Genomic DNA, 21,346 nt, shown 5'->3' with positions numbered 1-21,346 from the left:
CGACCCGGGTCTCCGTGCCGGCTGCCGGACGCACGAGCACCCCATCCGTCGCACGCTCTCGAAGGAGCCCATGAAACCCGACGAACCCACCTGGACACCTCCAGCCGCAGAGCCGGGGCAGCCACCCGCCGAGCTGCGCCGCATCTTCCGGCTCTTCCGGCCTTACCGAGGCAGACTCACCGTGGTCGGGCTGCTGGTCGGTGCCTCCTCGCTGGTCTCGGTCGCCTCCCCGTTCCTGCTCCGCGAGATCCTGGACACCGCGATCCCTCAAGGGCGCACAGGTCTGCTCACGCTCCTCGCTCTCGGCATGATCCTCACCGCAGTGATGAACGGCGTCTTCGGCGTCCTGCAGACCCTGATCTCCACGACGGTCGGCCAGCGCGTCATGCACGACCTGCGCACCGCCGTCTACACCCAGCTGCAGCGGATGCCTCTCGCCTTCTTCACCCGGACCCGCACGGGCGAGGTGCAGTCCCGCATCGCCAACGACATCGGCGGAATGCAGGCGACGGTCACCTCCACCGCGACCTCCCTGGTCTCCAACCTCACCGCCGTCATCGCCACCGTGGTCGCCATGCTCGCGCTGGACTGGCGGCTCACCGTCGTCTCGCTGCTCCTGCTGCCCGTCTTCGTCTGGATCAGCCGTCGCGTCGGCCGGGAGCGCAAGCGGATCACCACCCAGCGCCAGAGACAGATGGCGGCGATGGCGGCCACGGTCACCGAATCGCTCTCCGTCAGCGGCATTCTGCTCGGCCGGACCATGGGCCGCTCGGACTCCCTCACCAAGGCCTTCTCCGAGGAGTCGGAGCGCCTGGTCGACCTCGAAGTGCGCTCCAGCATGGCGGGGCGCTGGAGGATGTCGACCATCGGCATCGTGATGGCCGCCATGCCCGCGGTCATCTACTGGGCGGCCGGTCTCACGCTCCAGTCAGGCGTCACAGCCGTCTCCATCGGCACCCTGGTCGCCTTCGTCTCGCTTCAGCAGGGCCTGTTCCGGCCGGCGGTGAGCCTGCTCTCCACCGGTGTGCAGATGCAGACGTCCCTCGCCCTGTTCGCGCGCATCTTCGAGTACCTCGATCTCCACGTGGACATCACCGAGCCCGAGAAGCCCGTCCGGCTGGAGGAGATCCGCGGCGAGATCGCTTTCGAGGACGTCACCTTCAGCTACGACGAGAAGAGCGGCCCGACCCTGACCGGCATCGATGTGACCGTGCCCGCCGGGAACAGCCTGGCCGTCGTCGGCCCCACGGGATCCGGAAAGTCCACGCTCAGCTACCTCGTGCCCCGGCTGTACGACGTCACAGCCGGCCGGGTCACGATCGACGGCGTCGACGTGCGCGACCTGGACTTCGACACCCTCGCCCGGGCCGTCGGCGTGGTCTCCCAGGAGACCTACCTCTTCCACGCCTCGGTCGCCGAGAACCTCCGCTTCGCCAAGCCGGACGCCACAGACGAGGAGATCGAGGCCGCGGCCCGCACCGCGCAGATCCATGACCACATCGCCGGGCTGCCCGACGGCTACGACACCCTCGTCGGTGAACGCGGCTACCGCTTCTCCGGCGGCGAGAAGCAGCGGCTGGCGATCGCCCGCACGATTCTCCGGGACCCGCCCGTGCTGATCCTCGACGAAGCGACCAGTGCCCTCGACACCCGGACGGAACACGCCGTGCAGCAAGCCGTCGACGCCCTGTCGAAGGGCCGCACCACGCTCACCATCGCGCACCGGCTCTCCACTGTCCGGGACGCGGACCAGATCGTCGTCCTGGACGACGGCCGCACGGCCGAGCGCGGCACGCACGAGGAACTGCTCGCGCAGGACGGCCGGTACGCCGCCCTGATCCGCCGCGACAGTCATCCGGTCCCGGCTGCCACCTGAGAGCGCGGACCCTCCTGTGAAGGCGTCGGGGGGTGCGGCGGGATCGCCACCCATGCCGAGCACTGCTCGGGGTGGAACTCCCAGGACACCGGCCCCTGGATGTCGCTGCACTGCTTGGCTCCACCATCGGGTCTGAGGAGCCGACACACGGCAGCGCCGCCGCTCCCGTGGGACGGGGAGCGGCGGCGCCGTTGTGCAGGAAAGATCAGACGAGCCAACCCACGAAGTGGACGACGCCGGCAAGCAGGTTGGTGAGGAAGTTCATTCGGTGATTCTCCTTGTGCGTGGTGCATCTGTGGGACATGCGCAGTAGCGGTCTGCAGCCCGCTGTGTGCGTGTAGTAATCATCCGACGTCGCACGGTAGTTGAGCAACCAGATCCGGAACGACCACGCGTTCGAGCGAACACCCGATCCCGTGTTCGTGTGTTCTGCTGCCGAATCTGCCACTCGTGCCCGGTCAGGCCGGCACGCTGTCCAGCAGCCGGGTGGCCGAACGGACCGCCTCCCGGCCGGCCCGGTTGGCGCCGATGGTGCTGGCGGACGGGCCGTAACCGACGAGATGGACGCGTGCGTCCCGCACCGCCCGGGTGTCCTCGACGCGGATGCCGCCGCCGGGCTCCCGGAGTCTCAGCGGCGTCAGATGATCGACGGCGGCCCGGAAGCCTGTGGCCCAGAGGATGACGTCGGCCTCGACGGTGCGGCCGTCGGGCCAGGTGACCCCGTCGGGCGTGATCCGCTCGAACATGGGAAGCCGGTCGAGGACGCCCTGCTCGCGCGCCTGCCGGACGGCGTCGTCGAGCGGAAGTCCGGTCACGCTCACCACGCTCTGCGGCGGAAGCCCACGTCGTACGCGCTCCTCCACCATGGCCACTGCGGCCCGCCCCCGCTCCTCACCGAACGGCCCCTCCACGAACACCGGAGGACGCCGCGTCACCCAGTACGTCTCCGCCGCCACCTCGGCGATCTCCATCAGGTGCTGGGTGCCGGAGGCGCCGCCGCCGACCACGACGACCCGCAACCCGGCGAACTCCGCCGGCCCCGGGTAGTCCGCGGTGTGCAGCTGCCGGCCGCGGAAGGTCTCCTGACCCGGATAGCGCGGCCAGAACGGCCGGTCCCAGGTGCCGGTGGCGTTGATCAGCGCACGCGTGGCGTACGTACCCTCGGAGGTCTCCACGAGCAGCCGGCCGCTCTCACCGTCGCGCACGGCGCTCACCCCGACCGGCCGGTGCACCCGCAGGCCGAAGCGCCGCTCGTAGGCGTCGAAGTACGCCCCGATCACCTCGGACGAGGGGCGGTTGTCGTCGGCGCCCGTCAGTTCCATGCCGGGCAGGGAGTGCATGCCGTGCACCTTGCCGTACGTGAGCGAGGGCCAGCGGAACTGCCAGGCGCCGCCGGGCCGGGGTGCGTGATCGAGCACGACGAAGTCCTGGTCGGGCGCGAGTCCGGCGCGCAGCAGGTGATAGCCGGCGGACAGGCCCGCCTGCCCGGCTCCGATGACGACCACGTCCAGTTCACGCGCCTCTAGGTAGTTCACGTTTCTACTAACTCTGGAGGTGTCCCGGATCTTCCCGGAGCACGGTCCGCCCCTCCGGCGTGAGAATGGGACCATGTCCGACACCTTTGCCACGCATCTGCTGAACCTGACCACGGGACGGACCGAAACGGTCACGGACCTGACGGATGACTGTGCGCAGTTCCTCGCCCGCACCGCTCACGGACGGGACGGCCTGCTCAACGTCTTCGTCCCCCACGCCACCGCCGGCATCGCGATCCTGGAGACCGGCGCCGGCAGCGACGAGGACCTCCTCGCGGCGCTGGGGACCCTGCTCCCCGCCGACGACCGCTGGCGCCACCGCCACGGGAGCCCGGGCCACGGCCGCGACCATGTGCTCCCGGCGCTGGTGCCGCCGCATGCCACCTTGCCGGTGATCGGGGGGCGGCTGGAGCTGGGGACGTGGCAGTCCGTCTGTCTGGTCGACACGAACGTCGACAATGCGGACCGGCGGGTGCGGTTGAGCTTCCTGGGCTGACCAAGATCGCTTCCAGGGGTCGTGCCGCCGATTCTCCCTGGCTCCGCGACGAAGGGGGCCCCTACGACGGTCTCGTCGCGGCCGCCGTGGACCGGCTGGGCCGCAACGTCGTCGACTGCCTTCACACCGGATACAAGATGCGGGCAGGGCCACCGGCCGTGGCGGTGGACGTCCTGCGCGTCGAGCGCGGGGCCGGGTCGCAGGAGGGAGTCCCACCAGCGCCCGCGTGATGAGCGACCCTGCGGGCCACCATCCTTTGCGGCTGCCGGTCAGGTGGGCGCGAGCCAGTCCGTTCAGACCATCGGTGTGATGAGGACGATCTCCGGGCGTTGTCCGGCCTCTCCTGCAGCACCTGAAGGCCGCCTGCGAGGACATCTCCGTACATGCGGTCGTTGCCCAGGCGCATGACGGCCGGGCCGAAACGGTGCTGTGCGGTGCGCGTGACGCACGACGGGTGCGCCTCGGCGTTTCGGCGCGGCTCAACAGGCTCTGGTTCGCGCCGGTGCACACGGAGTCGTACGTGTGCGTACACGCGCCGCCCGGGGAACCCCGCACGCCCTACCGGTGCACGCGGGCAATGGAAATGATGAGCGCACCGCACATGAACCAGGTGATCCGCAGTTCCCCGTCCCCCGGCCGGGCGGACTCGCGGCGGAAGGAGTTCACGGTGTTGCTTCTCATCTCCCCTGACAGCGTCGAGGAAGCGCTCGCCTGCGCGAAGGCGGCGGAGCACCTCGACATCGTCGACGTCAAGAAGCCCGATGAGGGCTCTCTCGGCGCCAACTTTCCTTGGGTCATCCGGGAGATCCGCGACGTGGTGCCGGCGGACAAGCCGGTGTCCGCCACCGTGGGCGACGTTCCGTACAAGCCCGGCACCGTGGCGCAGGCCGCGCTGGGTGCGGCCGTCTCCGGCGCCACGTACATCAAGGTGGGCCTGTACGGATGCACGACTCCCGAGCAGGGCGTCGAGGTCATGCGGGCGGTTGTCCGGGCGGTGAAGGACTACCGCCCGGACGCGCTGGTCGTCGCCTCGGGCTACGCCGACGCCCATCGCGTCGGCTGCGTGAATTCGCTTGCCCTGCCCGACATCGCAGCCCGCGCCGGTGCCGACGCGGCCATGCTGGACACCGCGATCAAGGACGGGACGCGGTTGTTCGACCACGTTCCGCCGGACGTCTGCGCCGAGTTCGTCCGCCGCGCCCACGCGTCCGGTCTGCTCGCCGCCCTCGCGGGCAGCGTCAAGCAGGCCGACCTCGGTCCGCTGACCCGTATCGGCACGGACATCGTGGGCGTGCGAGGAGCGGTCTGCTCGGGCGGTGACCGGAATGCCGGAAGGATCCAGCCACACCTGGTCGCCGCCTTCCGGGCGGAGATGGACCGGCAGGCCCGGGAGCACGCCGCCGACGTCCCGGCACTGAACTGACCACCCGGGATGCCGACACCGGAAGCCGGCCGCGCCCCCGGACACCGCGCCCCAGGCCTCCCTGTCATCGACCCGGCCTCCGGGGAGACCTTCGACGAAGCCCCCGACCAGCAGCCGCACGAGCTGGACGACGCGATCGACCGGGCCCGGCGCGCCTGGACCGGATGGCGCGCCGACCCGGCCGCTCGCACCACCCGGCTGAACGCCGCCGCCGACGCCGTGGATGCTGCCGGAGACGACCTCGCTCCGTTGCTCACCCGGGAACAGGGCAAGCCTCTGGCCGAGTCGTACGCCGAGGTCGCCCGTACGGCGGCCCGGCTGCGGTACTTCGCCGCTCTGACTCCCCACCCACGCCGGATCGACGACGGCCGACCCGTACACAGCGAGATCCGCTGGCAGTCTCTCGGGCCCGTTGCCGCGATCGTGCCGTGGAATTTTCCCCTCCAGCTCGCGTCGGCGAAGTTCGCTCCCGCACTAGCCGCCGGCAACACCGTGGTCCTCAAACCGTCCCCGTACACCCCCCTTGCCACCCGACTGCTCGGTGCCGTCCTCGCCACAGCCCTGCCCGAGGGTGTCCTGACCGTCATCACCGGCCGGGAACCCCTCGGTGCCCACCTCGCCGCCCACCCGGGTATCCGCCACGTCACCTTCACCGGCTCGGTGTCGACCGGGCGGGCCGTCGCCGCAGCTGCGGCGGCCTCCCTCGCCCGTGTCACCCTGGAACTGGGCGGCAACGACGCGGCCGTCCTCCTGGACGACGTCGACGTGGACCGGGTCGCGGACCGGCTGTTCTGGGCCGCCTTCCGCAATTGCGGGCAGGTCTGCATGGCGGTCAAACGCGTCTACGCACCGGCCCGGCTCCACGCCGAGGTCGTCGAGGCCCTCGCACACCGCGCGAAGACCGTCGTCGTCGGATCCGGCCTGGACTCGGAGACCCGGCTCGGGCCGGTCAACAACGCCCCTCAGCTGGCCCGCGTCGAGCGGATCACGCAACGGGCCCTGGCGGCCGGCGCCCGGGCGGCGGCCGGTGGTCACCGGCTCGACGGACCGGGCTACTTCTTCGCTCCCACGATCCTCACGGACGTCCCTCCCGACGACCCGGTGGTGACCAAGGAACAGTTCGGGCCGGTCCTGCCGGTGCTGCCGTACCGAAACCTCGACGAAGCCGTCGAAGCGGCCAACGACACCGGATTCGGGCTGGGCGGTTCGGTGTGGGGCACCGACCTCGACCGGGCGGCGGCGACAGCCGAGCGGCTCGAATGCGGCACGGCCTGGATCAACCACCACGCCGAACTCTCCCTTGCCCAGCCCTTCGCAGGCGTCAAGGACAGCGGGGTCGGTGTCGCGGGCGGGCCGTGGGGCCTCTACGGCAACCTCCGTCCGTTCGTCGTGCACCGGCCGAGGGAGGAAGAGCGATGAGGTTCCGAGCCGCCGTGCTGCGCTCTTACGAGACCCCGTTCGCGGTCGAGGAGATCGTCCTGAGCACCGGCCCGGCCGCCGGTGAGATCCTCGTCGAGATCGCGGGATGCGGAATGTGCCGGACCGATCTCGCGGTCCGGAGATCAGCCGGCCGCACCCCGCTGCCGGCGGTCCTCGGCCACGAGGGGAGCGGAGTCGTGGTGGCGTCCGGCGATGGCCCGGACAGCGCGATCGGCGTCGGTGACCACGTCGTGCTGAGCTTCGATTCCTGCGGAGACTGCCGGAACTGCCGCAGCGCTGCCCCCGCCTACTGCGACTCCTTCGCCTCACTCAACCTCTTCGGGGGACGCGAGGAGGACGCGTCACGGCTCACCGACGCCGTCGGGGGAGCGCTGGCCCCCCGGTGGTTCGGCCAGTCCTCCTTCGCCGAATACGCCCTCGTCCCGGCGCGCAACGCCGTCAGGGTCGACGCCGCCCTGCCGCTCGAACTGCTCGGTCCGCTCGGCTGTGGCGCCCTCACCGGGGCCGGAGCCGTGCTGAACACCTTCCGTGCCGGCCCCGGTGACACCCTCGTCGTACTCGGCGCGGGAGCGGTGGGCCTGGCCGCAGTCATGGCGGCCACCGCCGCCGGCGTACGGACCGTGGCCGTCGACCGGCATCCGGGGCGCCTGGAACTGGCCGAACGGTTTGGCGCGGTCCCGCTGCCCGCCGTGACGGCCGGACTGGCCGAGCGCATCCGTCGTCACACCGACGGCGGCGCGCAGTACGCCCTGGACACCACGGCCTCCGCCCCGCTGATCAACGACGCGCTCCGCGCGCTGCGCCCCACCGGCACCCTCGGTCTCGTGGCACGCCTCCACACCGCACTGCCGCTCGAACCGGGCACGCTCGACGGGGGCCGCAGCATCCGGCACATCTGCGAGGGGGACGCCGTACCCGAACTGCTGATACCCCGGCTGATCAGTCTGTGGCAGGCCGGCCGCTTCCCCTTCGACCAACTGATCCGCACCTATCCCTTGGCCGACATCAACGAGGCCGAACGCGACTGTGACGCCGGACGCGTGATCAAGCCCGTCCTGCTGCCGGAGAGAAGAGACCGATGAGTGAAACCTCCACCACCGGAGACCCTCGCCATCCCACCAGCGACCCTTCCGTGTTCTTCGCTCCCACCGAAGGGGAGACGACCACCACGGCGATGCGGCGGACCGGTGCGGAAGGCGTGGACGCAGGCGTGGGACTGACAGCCCTCCTGGTCGCTGCCGCACGGGCGATCGAGACCCACCGCCACGACAGCCTGGCCCGGGACGTCTACGCGGAGCACTTCGTCCGTGCAGCCCCCGCCTGCGCGGACTGGCCGGTGAGGATCCAACAGGTCCCGGAAGGGGACGACAACCCGTTGTGGGGGAGGTTCGCCCGCTACTTCGGTCTGCGGACCAGAGTCCTCGACGACTTCCTCCACCGGTCGGTCGGCACGGGCGTTCGCCAAGTGGTCCTGCTGGGGGCGGGACTGGACACCCGCGCCTTCCGGCTGGACCTGCCGTCCGACTGCGTCGTCTTCGAGATCGACAGGGCGGGCGTGCTGGCCTTCAAGGAACAGGTGCTTGCGGACCTGTCGGCCGCCCCGAAGGCGAAGCGGATCCCGGTACCGGTCGACCTGCGCGCCGACTGGGTCACCGCCCTGACCTCTGTCGGCTTCGACCCGGCCGCTCCAAGCGTCTGGCTGGCCGAAGGACTGCTCTTCTACCTACCGGGCCCCGCCGAGACGTACCTCATCGACACGGTGGACCGGCTCACCACCGGGGGCAGCGCCCTGGCCTTCGAGGCCAAGCTGGAGAAGGACCTGCTCGCGTACCGCGACAGCCCGATCTACACGGCGACGCGAGAGCAGATCGGCATCGATCTGCTCGACCTCTTCGACAGGGGGCCGCGCCCCGACTCCGCGGGTGACCTGGCGGCCAAGGGCTGGTCCACCTCGGTGCACACGCCCTTCGACTTCACCCGTCAGAGGGGACGTGGTCCCCTCCCCGAGCCGAACGACGCGCTGGAGGGGAACCGGTGGGTCTTCGCGCACAAGACCCGATCCTGACGTCCGCTCACGAAGACGTCCCCACGGGCCCGGCACCGCCGTGACCGCACGGGGCCGACGACCCCGCGTGGGGGCGATCCGGGGCCCGACCCGCGGCGTCCCGGGACGGCCCGCGCCGCCACGGAACGCTCACGTCCGGGCCGTGTCAGACGGCCCGGACAGCCACCAGTTGGTCAGCCGGAATTCCACCCATGTCCGGCGCGTAGTAGTCCTCGATCCCCCTGGCCCACGTGGTCACGGTGATGCGGTCCTCGGCGTCCGGGCCGAAGGCGTCGAAAAGCGCATGGATGTTCGCCTCCGTGAAGCCGATCGCCCTCATCAGCGATACGAAGAGCGGGCGCTCGATCAGGCCGTCGCCGTCGGGATCGCCGAGTACGGCGAGTGCCTCGGCGAACTCGGTGATCGTGGGACCGAAGCGCTCGGGGTCGAGCACGAACGGACGGAACTCGTCGACGGAGATCACACCATCGCCGTTGGCGTCCAGCTCCGCGACCAGTGTGGTCCAGTAGCGGCGGAACGCGGCCCGGATGGCCTCCCTGGCGCCGTCGTCCGATGCGACCGCCACCTCCAGAACACGTCCCGTCATGAGGTCGAAGTCCTCGGAGTCGAGGACCCCGTTGCCGTTGGCGTCGAAGAGGGAGAACACCAGTTCGGCCCTCTCGATGGCCTCAGTTCGCATGTCCATCACTTCTCTCCTACGGTCCTTCGATCCCGGACCTGGCTCAATGAGTGCTCCTATGTAACCGCGTAGGGGGAGAAACGTGACGGTGAGGAGACCTCAGCTACCAGAAGGAGTGAGTGCGCCGACAACCAGTTCGTACGGTCGGGCGCTTGCGGTGTGCAGGGCGCAGAATCGGGGACCACACCAGTTCGACAGGAGCTCGATGATCAGCTGTGATCTTCCGGCGGCACCGGGTGCCCGGTCAGCTACAGCGCCTCGGTGGCACGGCGGTCGCACCTGGTGCGTCACCGGGCCATGCGCCCGGTGCCAGAGGCTGCTGGCAGCATCGTCGCCGGCTGTAGGGCAGGTGCGGCTGTCGTTCCTCGGGTAGCTCCGAAGACGTCACGACTGTGGGGGTCATGTCCGGCCGGACCACACCGGCGACGCAGGTCTGTTGCAGGTCGGCGCCGCCGGGTTCCGGACCTACGCGACGGGCGGCACCGACCACCGGATCCTTGTCGCGGCAGGCTGGAGTCGCGGTACGGCACGATGATGCCATGGCTCACATCGCGCTGTTCCACTCAGTTCTCGGCCTGCGCCCAGCCGAACTCCGCGCCGCCGAGCGGCTGTGTCGTGCCGGGCATGACGTCGTGACGCCCGACCTCTTCGGCGGCGAGACCGCAGACACCCTCGACCAGGGATTCGAGCTGGTCGACCGGGTCGGCTGGGGAGCGGTGGTCAAGCGCGCTCGGCAGGCCCTGAGGGGCATGCCGGACGAGACCGTGCTCGGCGGTTTTTCCATGGGCGCAGGTGTCGTCGCCGACCTCTGGCCCGAGCGCCAGGCTGCCGTCGGCGTTCTTCTCCTGCACGCCACTGCCGACCTTCCCGCATCCGTTCGGCCAGGTTGCAGGGTGCAGTTGCATGCCGCTGAACCGGATGAGTTCACGCCGCCCGAGCGCGTTGCCGCGCTCTGCCGAGCGGCACAGGAGAGGAGCGTCGACCTGGAGGTTTTCCGCTATCCAGGTGTCGGCCACTTCTACACCGACCGTGACCTTCCCGATCATGACCCGGCTGCGGCCGAGCTGACCTGGCGCCGAGTTCTGAACTTCCTCGACCAAGGGCTCGCAGATCATTAACACGTGGTTTTGATCTTGTTGTGGGGCTCGCCGGTTTGGGCGAGGACCCGAGTCCGGAGGGCCGCAAGGGAGGCGGGTGGCGTCGTTGCGGGTGGGATGACGAGCGGGGCCGTTTCATCAGTCGAAGCAGTCGAGAATGTCTCTCAGGCGCGGTTCGACGGGCTCGCCTGCGTCGTCTTCTTCCCAGAACAGCTCCACCAGCGCTCCGAGCGGGTAGATGCCGCCGTCGCCGCCCCCTCGGACCGATCCGCTCATGTAAGGGGTGTCCTGCTGCCCTCGGGTGCCTTCGAACAGGGCGGGAGCTGGACCTACGGGCGCCAGGTGGCGGGGATCGAACATCCAGGAAGCGGTGCGGTTGCGCCGTACGGTCTCTCCCACATACCAGACGGCCCCCTGGACGAAGCTGCTGGTCTTGGCCGTTCTGACCTCCATGTCCTCACTGAACCTCGCACGCACGACTGTTTCGAGGATGTCGAGGGATTCCTCACTGAAGTCCCAGCCCTGCAGGGAGCCGGTCTCCTCACGCCAGGCTTCGAAGAACGCTGCGCGGTCGTGGAGCCACACGTCGAGTTGCTGCGCGGGCTGCGGTGCTTCGTCTGCAGAGGGCATGCGCACCACTCTAGGCACTGGGAGCGGAAGGCATCCTCCGGAATGAGCCCGGCGAGTGGAGGAAGTGTCGATACCTTCATATCCCCTGCGGTCGGAGGGGGTTGAAGTTCTAAGGTGATGCCCGCGGCGCTGTTGTCACGGGGGCACTACGCGCCGTACACCCTCACCGCATCCCTCAACTGCCCCCCGACCAAGGGAAAGATGCAGGAGTGAGTTACGCGATAGCGCCACCCGAACGCCGACGCCGCCGTATATGGGCGCGTCTGACTGTGGCCGCCGCGGCGGCCTGCGCGGTCACGTTAGCCGGCCTTCCCGGCCTTCCAGTCACCGACGCGTCCGCCGAGATCATCGGCGGCACGCGCTGCGACAAGAAGTGGCTGGGCAAGGAGATCAACGCCAGCGGGCAGATCCCCGGATCCAGTCAGTTCTCCGAGATCGCCGCCGGCGCGGAGACCGCCTATGACTACGCCAACCCCAACGCCGCCTACGATGACCTCAAGGCCCCCACCGACGCCCAGAGGCAAAAGGCGGGGGATACCGACGCGGACGTCAAGAAGTGGGACGCGGCGTTCAAGAAGTCCGGTAACCCGGCCGACAAGGCGATGGCGATCTACGCCCGCTATAACCGGCAGTTCTCCGGTTCCAGGCCCACCACGGACTGGAAGACCTGGCGCGATGTGAAGTACATCGGCAACCAGGTCATCAACGCCCGCGGCAACAGGTTCGAGGCAAAGGTCGTCCAGGACTTCAACCTCGTCGGCCCCGACTGGCTGTGCCAGGTCAAGGTACGCGTCAAGGACCCCGCCACTGGGAAGTGGGTCGTACGCGACTTCGACGCCTACAACAAGGCCAACAAGGAGTTCGCCGAGTTCAAGTCCACCGGTGAGCATCGGGCCGACCAGCACAAGGCCGAACGCACCATCCTGCGCGACCCGAAATACCGCAACCACCGGCTGACGTACGTCACCGGCATGAAGACCGAAGACGTCACCAAGGACGCCACCAAGGCCCTCGATGACGAGCTGAAGAAGGAACGCGGCACCAACCGAACCCAGGTGCGTGTGCGTGAGCACCGTTCCACCGGCCGGGCCCAGATCGGCAAGCCGAACGTCTACACCAAGTACGACCCGATCCTGAACCCGGATCCGGACAAGGGCGGCCGGGGCCCGATCAACTCCGCCGCCCGCAATTCCGGACCGACGCCCAACGACGCCCGCCGCCTCCAAGAGGCCGCGAAGGGCGCGGGCACCCGAGGGGCATTCCCCGGCGGACGCGGGCCAGGCGGCGTGGACTTCTCCACCCTGGAACTCCAGTACGTAGGCAATCCCGCCAAGAGCAAGGGCATCGACTACAGCTTCAAGGCCGACTACATGCCCAACCCGGACGAAAAGCCGGGCTACGGCGGGCAGGCGAAGCTTCAAATGTCCTCGGACGCGGTATTCACCTGGCTTGCCTTGTCCCCGGACCGCATGTGGGTGAACCTCAACCCCGACCAGCCCGACAAGATCATGGACAGTGCGTTCGGTGAGACCGACGCCGGCCGCGTCTTGCTGGAAGCGGACATGGAGATGAAGCGGGACTGGTCTCGTGCCCTCAACCCGAAGAAGTCCCCGGGCCGGGAGTTCATGGCCGCGGCCCCGAAGGTCGACGGCGTTCCGTGCTGGGGCCCGGGCCGTAACTGGATCGTCCCGGACCGCGCCCAGGTCCGCGAGCAGGACGGCGGTATCTACATCCTCGACGCGCCGCTGAAGGTCAACCACGCACCGATGGACTTCACCACTCCGGTACCCGGCGAACGCTGTGACAAGAAGCTGTCCAAGGCGGAGAAGGAATACAGCGTCCGTCTGATGAAGCGGTGGATCATGCCCGCGGTCCAGGAGAGGGTCAACAACGACCCCAAGTACGCCGACCTGCGCCGCGTCTACAAGGCCCGCGTAGCGGCTGAGTGGATCCGCCAGCAGGACGCCAAGCGGCCCACCGACTTCCGGAAGATCATCAACAGCAACGACCTCGACCGGTGGCCGCTGCGGGCTCCCAACAAGGACTGGGACAAGCGCACGGTGTGGGAGGAGATGCGTAAGTCCTTCACTGAGGGCGAATACACGTACGAGTGGCCCTCCGGCGGTACCATCTACACCTTCACTGTGGGCGGCGTGGACTTCTCCAAGGCGGAGAAGCGCAACATCACCCAGGCCCGCTTCGACCTTCAGCATCCGCAGAGGGACAAGACCACCAAGACCTCTGTACGCGATGAGACCGCCTACCGGGACACCACCACCTCGTTCATGGGCGGCAACGGTGCCGGCGAGCTCGGGAGCGATCCGGGCCCGACCGATCCGCCGACCGAGGATCCGACGGACAAGCCCACCCCGACGCCGACCGGGCAGCCCTCGACTCCGGCGCCTGACCCGACCGCCTCCACCCCGGCCCCCGGCAACACCTACAAGCCGCAGGACCCGGACGGAGACCTCGCCGACACCGGCTCTGACACCCCCGTCGGGCTGATCAGCGCCATCGCCGCGGCCCTGGTCGCAGCAGGTGGCGCCCTCGCCTGGCGGATGCGACGGCGCAAGACGGCCGCCGGCTGACCAGCCGAACAGACATGACGGCGCCCGCCCGGTCCTCGGACCGGGCGGGCGCTTCGTCGCGCTCAGCGTGTGCCTGGCCGTCGAGGACACGAGCCCGCACGCCTGTATGCCCGTGGTGGTGGGTGCGAGGCGGCAACTCGGTGCTTTCGAGCCCCCGTTGGCGGGAGCGGAGCCAGGTCGCGAGGCGGGGACGCATTCGCGCTGCGCATGACCGGCCCTTCGTACCCACCCCGTTGCCCGTCAGCCTAGGGAATGGTGACGTCAGGGCTGGGGTGCCGGGGCAGGGTGAGATCGTCGACCCGGCCTGCGTCGGCCCGAAGGGGCATCGTCCATGAGCCGGTGCCTCTTCATCGCTGCAAGAAGGGCAGCAGACTTCACGCGCAGCGCATCGACGGCTCTGTCCTTACCCGCGCCGGCCTTCAGCGCTGCGAGGCCGGCCCGATTCTTCGCGTAGCCACACGGGCGCCCTATAGTTGGCCTTATGAGTCGCTGGACGGATTTGACCGGGAAGGCGTCCGGGGAGGACTACGCCGCACGATTCGCGACCCTGGCGCATAGTGGCAAGAATGTGCACGGTGAGGCGCGGTTCTGCGCAGCTCTTGTGCCTGTCGGAGCGCGGGTGCTGGACGCCGGGTGCGGTACCGGACGCGTCATGATCCGACTCGCGGATCTCGGGTACGACTGTGTCGGGGTGGATCTGGACGCGTCGATGCTGGCAGTGGCGCGGAAGCAGTCGCCTGGACTGCCCTGGTTCCAGCTCGATCTGGCCGAGTTCGATCCGGCCCTGCTCGGCATCGCGGAAGGCTTCGACCTTGTCGTTGCTGCGGGCAATATCTTCCCGTTGCTCGCCCCCGGCACCGAGACCGCAGTGGTTGAGCATCTCTCCGCGGCACTGCGTCCGGGCGGCCTGCTGGTCGCCGGCTTCGGCCTGGACGAAGCCCACCTGCCGGTGCTGCCCAACCTCACACTGTCGGACTACGACGACTGCTGCGCCGCGGCCGGCCTCACCCTTGTCGACCGCTTCGCCACCTGGGATGCCGACCCTTACGACGGCGGCGGCTATGCCGTCAGCGTCCACCGTCGGTGAGGACGTACTGGACGTCTTGATTGCGACGTCCACATCTATGTCTCATGTGGCTTGGCGGCCACCGGTCGCGGTCAAAGCCGAGAGTCGTACCCACCGCGTACCCGATCGACGGGGGGCCCGGTGCTCGCCGACACCGGGCCCCCGTCGATCGCCGCGAAACCGTGTGGCAGGCGATTGCGACGGTCAGTGCTCCAGGGTCATCGCGTACACCTCGAGGTCGCTGTTGCGTTGCCAGTCGAGTCCTCCGGACCCGGGTGCGACCCATGCCGGCACGGACGGTGCTGCCAGGGAGAGGGCCCGGACCTTCTTCCCGGACTCCAGTGGGACGGTCGTTTCGTAGAGTGATGCCTTGGTGGTGGTCTTCCCGCTTCCGGCCTTGAGCTGGTACGCGGTCGTCAGTGCGACGGCGTTGCCGAAGTCCGGAGTCTTGTTCGCCCAGCCGGTGAGTTCGAGCGGAACCGTCGCGGTGCTGCCGTCGGTGTAGGTGACGACGGCGGTGGCCGACGCGGCGCCGGTACTGCCGTTGTCGGAAGCGCCCACGACGTGGAGGCTGTGGTAGTTGCCGGAAGGCAGGGCGATTGCCTGCCCGGTGGACTTGACGAAGTTCTGGCTGCTCCCGGAGGTCGGGGGTGCCTGGTAGGTCACTCCGCCGAGGACGACCCGTCCCGGCTCGGGCAATAGGTCGGCGGCATAGCTCAAGCCCGTGCCATCGAAGTTGCCCTGGCCCGGGTCGGCGAGTGTGGCGACGCCGTCGTTGTTGTAGGCGGCGTTCAGATCGACGGCGCACGAGGTGTCCGTCGTGATGGCGCAGTTCCCGGCCTTCTGCACCACGACGGTGACGGACTTCTTGACCGGAGCGGCTCCGGGGAGTTCGGCGGTCACCGACACCGTGTAGGTGCCTGCTCTGGTTCCGGCCGGCGTGGTGATCCGCAACCGGTCGTTCATCTGGGCGGGGAGCCCGTTCGAGTCGGCCTTCGCCGTCGCGCTGGACGGGGACACCGACCACCCCTTCGGCGCCGTCGCGGTCACCGCGACCCGCGCGGTGTGCGGAGACGTGGCCAGCAGCGTCAGGTCGACCTGCTGCCGCGACGAGTGACCGGCCGTCGACTCCATCGTGACCTGGTCAGGCGCAACGTCAGCGCTGAGCCGACGCTGCGGATTCGGCGTCGTGCTGATCGACGGCGGGGCGTCCTTCGCCGCTGTCGCCCACGCCGTGGGCTCGGTGCTCAGGGCGTAGTCGATGCGCCCGCCGTGGGCGATGTCCGACTGGTCGACCCATGCCTTCTCCCAGGCCTTGCCGTTCACCGTCGCGGAGGCGATGTAACGGTTGGCCATGCTGGTGCCCGGTGCGGAAATCGTCAGAGTTCCGCCCTGCGTCTTCCCGTAGTGACCGATCTGCACCTGCGCGTTCGGGAACTGCGGAGTGGTGATGACGTCGAAGTTGCCGCCACTGGTCGTGGGGTAGAGCCCCAGCGACGACATCACGTACCAGGCAGACATCTCGCCCATGTCGTCATTGCCGGGGATGCCGCCGGGGCTGTTCGTGAACAGGGTCTCCTGCGCCTTGATCACGGTCGCGGTGCGGCCGGGCTGACCGGTCCACGCGTAGAGGTACGGGGCGATGAGGTTCGGCTCGTTGTTCGGGTTGTACTTCGTGGAGCCGTAGTAGTTGTACGGGTCGCTGACCCACGCCGTGCGCGCGGTCCCTTCCGGGTCGGTGACGAGGTCGTCATAGGCGAAGAAGTCGTTCAATCGCTGGTTCGTCGCGTCCTTGCCACCCAGCATGCCGACGAGCCCCGCCGGGTCCTGGGGCACCGACCACTGGTACTGGCTCGCGTTCTGCTCGTGGAACGCGTGGTTGCTCGTGACCGGGTCGTACGGGGTCAGCCAGGTGCCGTCGGCCGCGGTGCGCGGCCGGAACTGGCTGGTCTGTGTGTCGAATACGTTCTTGTACGCCTGGCCGCGCTTGGAGAACATCGTGGCGTCTGCCGTGTGGCCGAGCCCCTTCGCCATCAGCGCCAACGACGCGTCGGCCGCAGCGTACTCCAACGTGGCCGACGTGCCGTAGTAGCAGTCGTTGTCGTTCGACTTGGTCGGGCAGCAGTTGCCGCTCGTGTCCCCGTTGCAGTCGGTGCTCGACTTCACGTTGAGGCCGTAGGGGATGTAGCCGCGTTCCGCGTAATACGCGGCTCCGGCACGCCCGTTCTCCCGGACGTCGGCGGGTGGCACCTCGGTCGCGTTCGCCCGGAGGTACTTGTACGCCTCTTGGGCGTCCGCCCCGGTGAGCAGCCCCTTCGACCAGCCCTCGACCAGGAACGGCGTGACCGGGTCACCGGTCATGATGTTGCCTTCCTCGTCCTCCAGGTACCAGCGCGGAAGTGCGCCGCTCTCCCGCGCGATCGCGAGGATCGACATGTCGATGTCGTGTGCGACCTCGGGAACGAGCATCTCGAGGAGCTTGTTCTGCGTCCGGTACGTGTCCCACAGCGAGAGGTTGCTGTAGGGGGTGTAGTCCCTGGCGGTGTGGGTCTTCTTGTCGGCTCCGACGTAACGACCGTCGACGTCACCGACGATGTTCGGATCGACCATGGAGTGGTACAGGGCCGTGTAGTACGCAACCTGCCGGTCGTGCGAACCACCACCGATCGCGGCCTTGTGCAGCGTCGTGTTCCACTCGTCGTTCAACGCCTTGTGCACGGCGTCGAAGTCGAATCCGAACTTCCCCGTCTCCGCCGAGAGGTTCTTGTGGGCGCCGTCGAGCCCTGTGAAGGAGAGCCCCACCTTCGCGACCACGGGAGCATCGTTCTTCCTCGTGTCGAACGACACCCATGCTCCGTTGGCCCCCTTGGCGGCCGACGCGCGGGACCCCGGGCTCCGGTCGGTGCCCTTCCATGTGCCGTACGACGTGAACGGCCGGCTGAGCTGTGCGACGAAGTAGGTCTTCTTGGAATCCTCGACCCACCCCTCGACCGTCCGGCTGCCGACGACGCGGATCTCGGAAGCGGTCACGCCGGCACCGGCGTTGAACATCACGTTCGCCTGACTCGTCCGCGGGAACTCGTACTGCTGCCACCCGGTCCGCTCGGTCGCCGTCAAGGCGGCGGTCACGCCGTACTTGTCGAGCTTCGTCCGGTAGTAGTCAGGTCCCGTCGTCTCGTTCTCATGACTGAAGGTCGACGCGTACTGTGCCGGATCGGTCGAAGTCACCGCGCCGGTCGTGGGCATCATCGGCAGATAGTTGAACCGGCACCCGTTGATCGTCGTCTGACTGAACCCGATGACCGTGTCGGAGGACTCCTTGTCACACCCCGTGCCACCGGCCGTCTTCATCAGCGGACTCTGCTGCACCAGTCCGAACGGTGCGCCCGCGGCAGGGAAGGTCAGTCCCTCGTTCTCGGTCCCGATGAACGGATTGACCAGCTTCGTCAGATCGGTCCCCGCTCCCGGCGTCGCGTCGGACGCCGCCGCCGGCTGCGTGGCGGCGTCCGCGCTCGCCGCGGTCCCGGTGACAGATCCCGCGGCAGCGAGGGCGATACAGAGCGCAGCCGTCCCCAACCGGTTCCTCGGACGCTGCGCCGTCGACCCGTTCCGGGTCGGTGCGTATCGCGTTGATTGCATACCACTCCCGTCGTGCGCCCACTCGTGGACATCGTTGTCATGCACCGCACGTGACGCTAGATCGTCTCCTCCACCCCCTGCAAGGGGTTACCACTGCGTCACTTGGCTGAGGTAGCGACGCAGCCGTCGGTGGCATGCGAAGTGGGTGGGTGGTGGCTCGAGCTTGAGCCGGGGGGTGATGGCACGTCTGAGCGGCCGGATCGACGGGCCGCTGCGCCTGGTTCGATGCTGTTCCAGGAGGGGATGCTGCCGAGATCTTCGCTGGGAGCCGGAGGCTCCGGAGTGCCGCTGACCGGGCATAGGTGGACGGCGTTTTCGAAGGCGATCGGTGATCGTTGTCCGAGGCGGGAGTGTCGGCGGCGGCATTCCTCAGTGCGTACGAGGGTGCGTCCAGAAGCATCGGCGCACAGGGGCCGGAGCCCCGGCGAGGGCGCCGTCGCAACCGTGATGCGGAGGGTTCATGGGCGGGTAACGGCGGTGTTCTGTTCCAGACGGGCGCCGAGGGTGGCGGCGAAGTCCTCGGCGCGGGACAGCTGCGTCCGGAGCTTGTCGACCTGCTCGGTAGCGACCTGCTCGTACTCGCGCACCCGGACCAGCAGCGTCTCGCGCTCGTCGGCGTCGAGGTCGCCGTTCGCGTCAAGGCAGTCGGTCGCGTCCAGCAGGTCACGCATCTGGTCGAGAGTGAAGCCGAGCGGCTTCATGCGTCGGATGACCATGAGCCGCTGTACGTCGGTCTCGGTGTAGAGGCGGAAGCCGCCCTGGGAGCGGGCCGAGGGGATGACGAGGCCGGTCTCCTCGTAGTGCCGGATGGTGCGCAGGGACAGCTCCGTCCGTGCGGCGACTTCGCCGATCTGCATGTGCTTGTCGTCCACGCCCGTGGTCCTGGCCCTTCTCCCTGTGTGGCGGGCCGCGTCTCGTGCGGCCCCACCGTCTTCTACTCTAACGTTAAGGTAGAGTTGGTACCGTGCGGGCGGCTCGTTCTGTCCCGCTGCTGCCGTTCCGGGGCCGATGGTGCCCCCGGCGAAGATCCGATTCTTGCAGGGGAGTGCGTGCGCGAGCCCATGACGCCCATCGTCGCCGCCTGCCCGCCGTGATGCTTCGCCCCTGGACATGAGCTGTCCGGCCGCGCCATCGCGTCGGCCCGGCTCTCTCCTCTCCGACTTCCGGCCCGCTCCACGGGCCGTCCGCGGGGGTGCCGGCCCGGCTCTTCCGTGTTCTCCCGCACGTCCCTGACCTGCCAAAGAGGGGTGTGCCCGAGCACGACAGGTTCCCACTCTCTTGTCATCTTCCGTTGTGTCTGCCGCCACGCGCCTGCGCGGCCTGCGCCCCGACTGGCTGAACAACCCGAAGGTCTGGCGCACCGAGGTGCTGGCCGGCCTCGTTGTCGCCCTCGCGCTGGTCCCCGAGGCGATCTCGTTCTCGATCATCGCCGGCGTCGATCCGGCCATCGGCCTGTTCGCCTCGTTCACCATGGCCGTCACGATCTCCATCGTCGGCGGACGCCGCGCGATGATCTCGGCGGCCACCGGCGCCGTCGCACTCGTCATCGCCCCCATGAACCGTGAACACGGCCTGGGCTACCTGATCGCCACCGTCATCCTGGCCGGCCTCTTCCAGGTCATCCTGGGCGCCGTCGGCGTGGCCAAGCTCATGCGGTTCGTCCCCCGCTCGGTGATGACGGGCTTCGTCAACGCCCTTGCCATCATGATCTTCATGGCACAGGTCCCCGAGATGCACGACGTGCCCTGGGCGGTCTATCCCCTGATCATCGGTGGCCTGGCGCTCTTGGTGTTCTTCCCGAAGATCACCAAGGTGATCCCCGCCCCGCTGGTTTCCATCGTCATCCTCACCGTCATCACGGTCGCGGCCGCGATCGCCGTGCCGACCGTCGGCGACAAGGGTGAGCTGCCCTCGTCCCTGCCGGTGCCGGGTCTGCCGGACGTGCCGTTCACGATGGACACCCTGACCACGATCGCCCCGTACGCATTGGCGATGGCGCTGGTCGGGCTGATGGAGTCGCTGATGACCGCCAAGCTGGTCGACGACATCACCGACACCCACTCCTCCAAGACCCGCGAGTCCATCGGCCAGGGCATCGCCAACATCGTCACCGGATTCTTCGGCGGGATGGGCGGCTGCGCCATGATCGGCCAGACGATGATCAACGTGAAGGTCTCCGGAGCCCGCACCCGGCTCTCCACCTTCCTGGCCGGCGCGTTCCTGATGGTGCTGTGCGTCGTGTTCGGCCCGGTCGTCTCCGACATCCCCATGGCCGCCCTCGTCGCCGTCATGGTCATGGTCGCCTTCGGCACCTTCGACTGGCACTCCATCGCACCCAAGACCCTCAAGCGGATGCCCACCGGCGAGATCACCGTCATGGTCGTCACCGTGGTCGTCGTCGTCGCCACCTCCAACCTCGCCATCGGTGTCGTTGTCGGCACCATCACCGCCATGGTCATCTTCGCCAAGCGCGTCGCCCACCTCGCCAACGTCACCGGCGTCGCTGACCCCGACGGCGGCACGGTGGTGTACTCCGTGACCGGCGCACTGTTCTTCGCGTCCTCCAACGACCTCATCGGCCAGTTCGACTACGCGGGCGACCCGAAGAAGGTGGTCATCGACCTGTCTGCCGCACACGTCTGGGACGCGTCCTCGGTCGCCGCCCTCGACGCCATCGAGGCCAAGTACGCCCAGCGCGGCAAGACCGTCGAGATCACCGGTCTGAACGACCCCAGCGCCGACCTCCACGGCAAGCTCACCGGCGAGCTCAGCAGCCACTGACACCAGATGTGCCAGGCACGAGGCCCGGCCG

Annotated in this window: 15 protein-coding genes; 10 read left to right on the top strand and 5 right to left on the bottom strand. The window is 68.7% G+C overall.

The annotated features are described in order from the left end of the window. The first annotated feature begins 70 nt into the window (after positions 1–70). The gene (locus ACIREO_RS27295) at positions 71–1,876 is read left to right on the top strand and encodes an ABC transporter ATP-binding protein (protein ID WP_404114797.1); all 1,806 of its coding nucleotides are present in this window, start codon (positions 71–73) and stop codon (positions 1,874–1,876) included. Between the two features lie 458 nt (positions 1,877–2,334). Here the strand turns inward: ACIREO_RS27295 and ACIREO_RS27290 are convergent, their stop codons facing one another. Beyond that, on the bottom strand, positions 2,335–3,411 hold the full coding sequence (locus ACIREO_RS27290) for an NAD(P)-binding domain-containing protein (RefSeq protein ID WP_404114795.1): 1,077 nt from the start codon (positions 3,409–3,411) through the stop codon (positions 2,335–2,337). A gap of 73 nt (positions 3,412–3,484) precedes the next feature. Here ACIREO_RS27290 and ACIREO_RS27285 point away from each other — a divergent pair, with 73 nt between their 5' ends. From ACIREO_RS27285 to ACIREO_RS27265, 5 genes are all read left to right on the top strand, one after another. Further along, positions 3,485–3,907 (top strand): secondary thiamine-phosphate synthase enzyme YjbQ, encoded by a 423-nt coding sequence (locus ACIREO_RS27285; RefSeq protein ID WP_404114793.1) that lies wholly within the window; start codon positions 3,485–3,487, stop codon positions 3,905–3,907. Between the two features lie 667 nt (positions 3,908–4,574). After that, positions 4,575–5,330 (top strand): (5-formylfuran-3-yl)methyl phosphate synthase, encoded by a 756-nt coding sequence (locus tag ACIREO_RS27280; protein ID WP_404115093.1) that lies wholly within the window; start codon positions 4,575–4,577, stop codon positions 5,328–5,330. Positions 5,331–5,339: 9 nt separating this feature from the next. Then, on the top strand, positions 5,340–6,749 hold the full coding sequence (locus ACIREO_RS27275) for an aldehyde dehydrogenase family protein (protein ID WP_404114791.1): 1,410 nt from the start codon (positions 5,340–5,342) through the stop codon (positions 6,747–6,749). Further along, positions 6,746–7,852 (top strand): NAD(P)-dependent alcohol dehydrogenase, encoded by a 1,107-nt coding sequence (locus tag ACIREO_RS27270; RefSeq protein WP_404114789.1) that lies wholly within the window; start codon positions 6,746–6,748, stop codon positions 7,850–7,852. Before ACIREO_RS27275 ends, ACIREO_RS27270 begins: the two co-directional genes overlap by 4 nt. A 92-nt stretch (positions 7,853–7,944) precedes the next feature. Beyond that, complete coding sequence (locus ACIREO_RS27265; RefSeq protein WP_404115091.1) at positions 7,945–8,835, top strand: class I SAM-dependent methyltransferase; 891 nt, start codon at positions 7,945–7,947, stop codon at positions 8,833–8,835. A 145-nt stretch (positions 8,836–8,980) separates the two neighbouring features. Here ACIREO_RS27265 and ACIREO_RS27260 read toward each other — a convergent pair whose 3' ends face one another. Then, entirely contained in the window at positions 8,981–9,514 is a 534-nt protein-coding gene (locus ACIREO_RS27260; RefSeq protein WP_404115089.1) for an EF-hand domain-containing protein, read from the bottom strand. Between the two features lie 401 nt (positions 9,515–9,915). Between ACIREO_RS27260 and ACIREO_RS27255 the strand changes: the two genes are divergently transcribed. Further along, positions 9,916–10,632, top strand: coding sequence for a dienelactone hydrolase family protein (locus tag ACIREO_RS27255; RefSeq protein ID WP_404114787.1), 717 nt, complete (start codon positions 9,916–9,918; stop codon positions 10,630–10,632). A gap of 117 nt (positions 10,633–10,749) precedes the next feature. On the opposite strand, the gene ACIREO_RS27250 is transcribed toward ACIREO_RS27255, so the two are convergent. Next, positions 10,750–11,241, bottom strand: a complete 492-nt coding sequence (locus ACIREO_RS27250) for a hypothetical protein (protein ID WP_404114785.1) — start codon at positions 11,239–11,241, stop codon at positions 10,750–10,752. A 209-nt stretch (positions 11,242–11,450) separates the two neighbouring features. Between ACIREO_RS27250 and ACIREO_RS27245 the strand changes: the two genes are divergently transcribed. Together ACIREO_RS27245 and ACIREO_RS27240 are read left to right on the top strand one after the other, a co-directional pair. After that, the gene (locus tag ACIREO_RS27245) at positions 11,451–13,829 is read left to right on the top strand and encodes a hypothetical protein (protein ID WP_404114783.1); all 2,379 of its coding nucleotides are present in this window, start codon (positions 11,451–11,453) and stop codon (positions 13,827–13,829) included. Between the two features lie 481 nt (positions 13,830–14,310). After that, a complete protein-coding gene (locus ACIREO_RS27240) occupies positions 14,311–14,916 on the top strand; it encodes a class I SAM-dependent methyltransferase (RefSeq protein ID WP_404114781.1) in 606 nt (201 codons plus the stop codon). A gap of 183 nt (positions 14,917–15,099) precedes the next feature. Here the strand turns inward: ACIREO_RS27240 and ACIREO_RS27235 are convergent, their stop codons facing one another. Together ACIREO_RS27235 and ACIREO_RS27230 are read right to left on the bottom strand one after the other, a co-directional pair. Next, positions 15,100–18,471 (bottom strand): GH92 family glycosyl hydrolase, encoded by a 3,372-nt coding sequence (locus ACIREO_RS27235; RefSeq protein ID WP_404114779.1) that lies wholly within the window; start codon positions 18,469–18,471, stop codon positions 15,100–15,102. 521 nt (positions 18,472–18,992) lie between these two features. Next, positions 18,993–19,406, bottom strand: coding sequence for a MerR family transcriptional regulator (locus ACIREO_RS27230; protein ID WP_404114777.1), 414 nt, complete (start codon positions 19,404–19,406; stop codon positions 18,993–18,995). A gap of 421 nt (positions 19,407–19,827) precedes the next feature. Between ACIREO_RS27230 and ACIREO_RS27225 the strand changes: the two genes are divergently transcribed. Continuing rightward, positions 19,828–21,315, top strand: a complete 1,488-nt coding sequence (locus tag ACIREO_RS27225; RefSeq protein WP_404114775.1) for a SulP family inorganic anion transporter — start codon at positions 19,828–19,830, stop codon at positions 21,313–21,315. Positions 21,316–21,346: the final 31 nt, after the last annotated feature.

This window comes from Streptomyces sp. NPDC102441 (assembly GCF_044765585.1).
In the GTDB taxonomy this organism is placed as follows: Bacteria; Actinomycetota; Actinomycetes; order Streptomycetales; family Streptomycetaceae; genus Streptomyces.
This window is presented reverse-complemented; position numbering and strand designations above follow the sequence as displayed.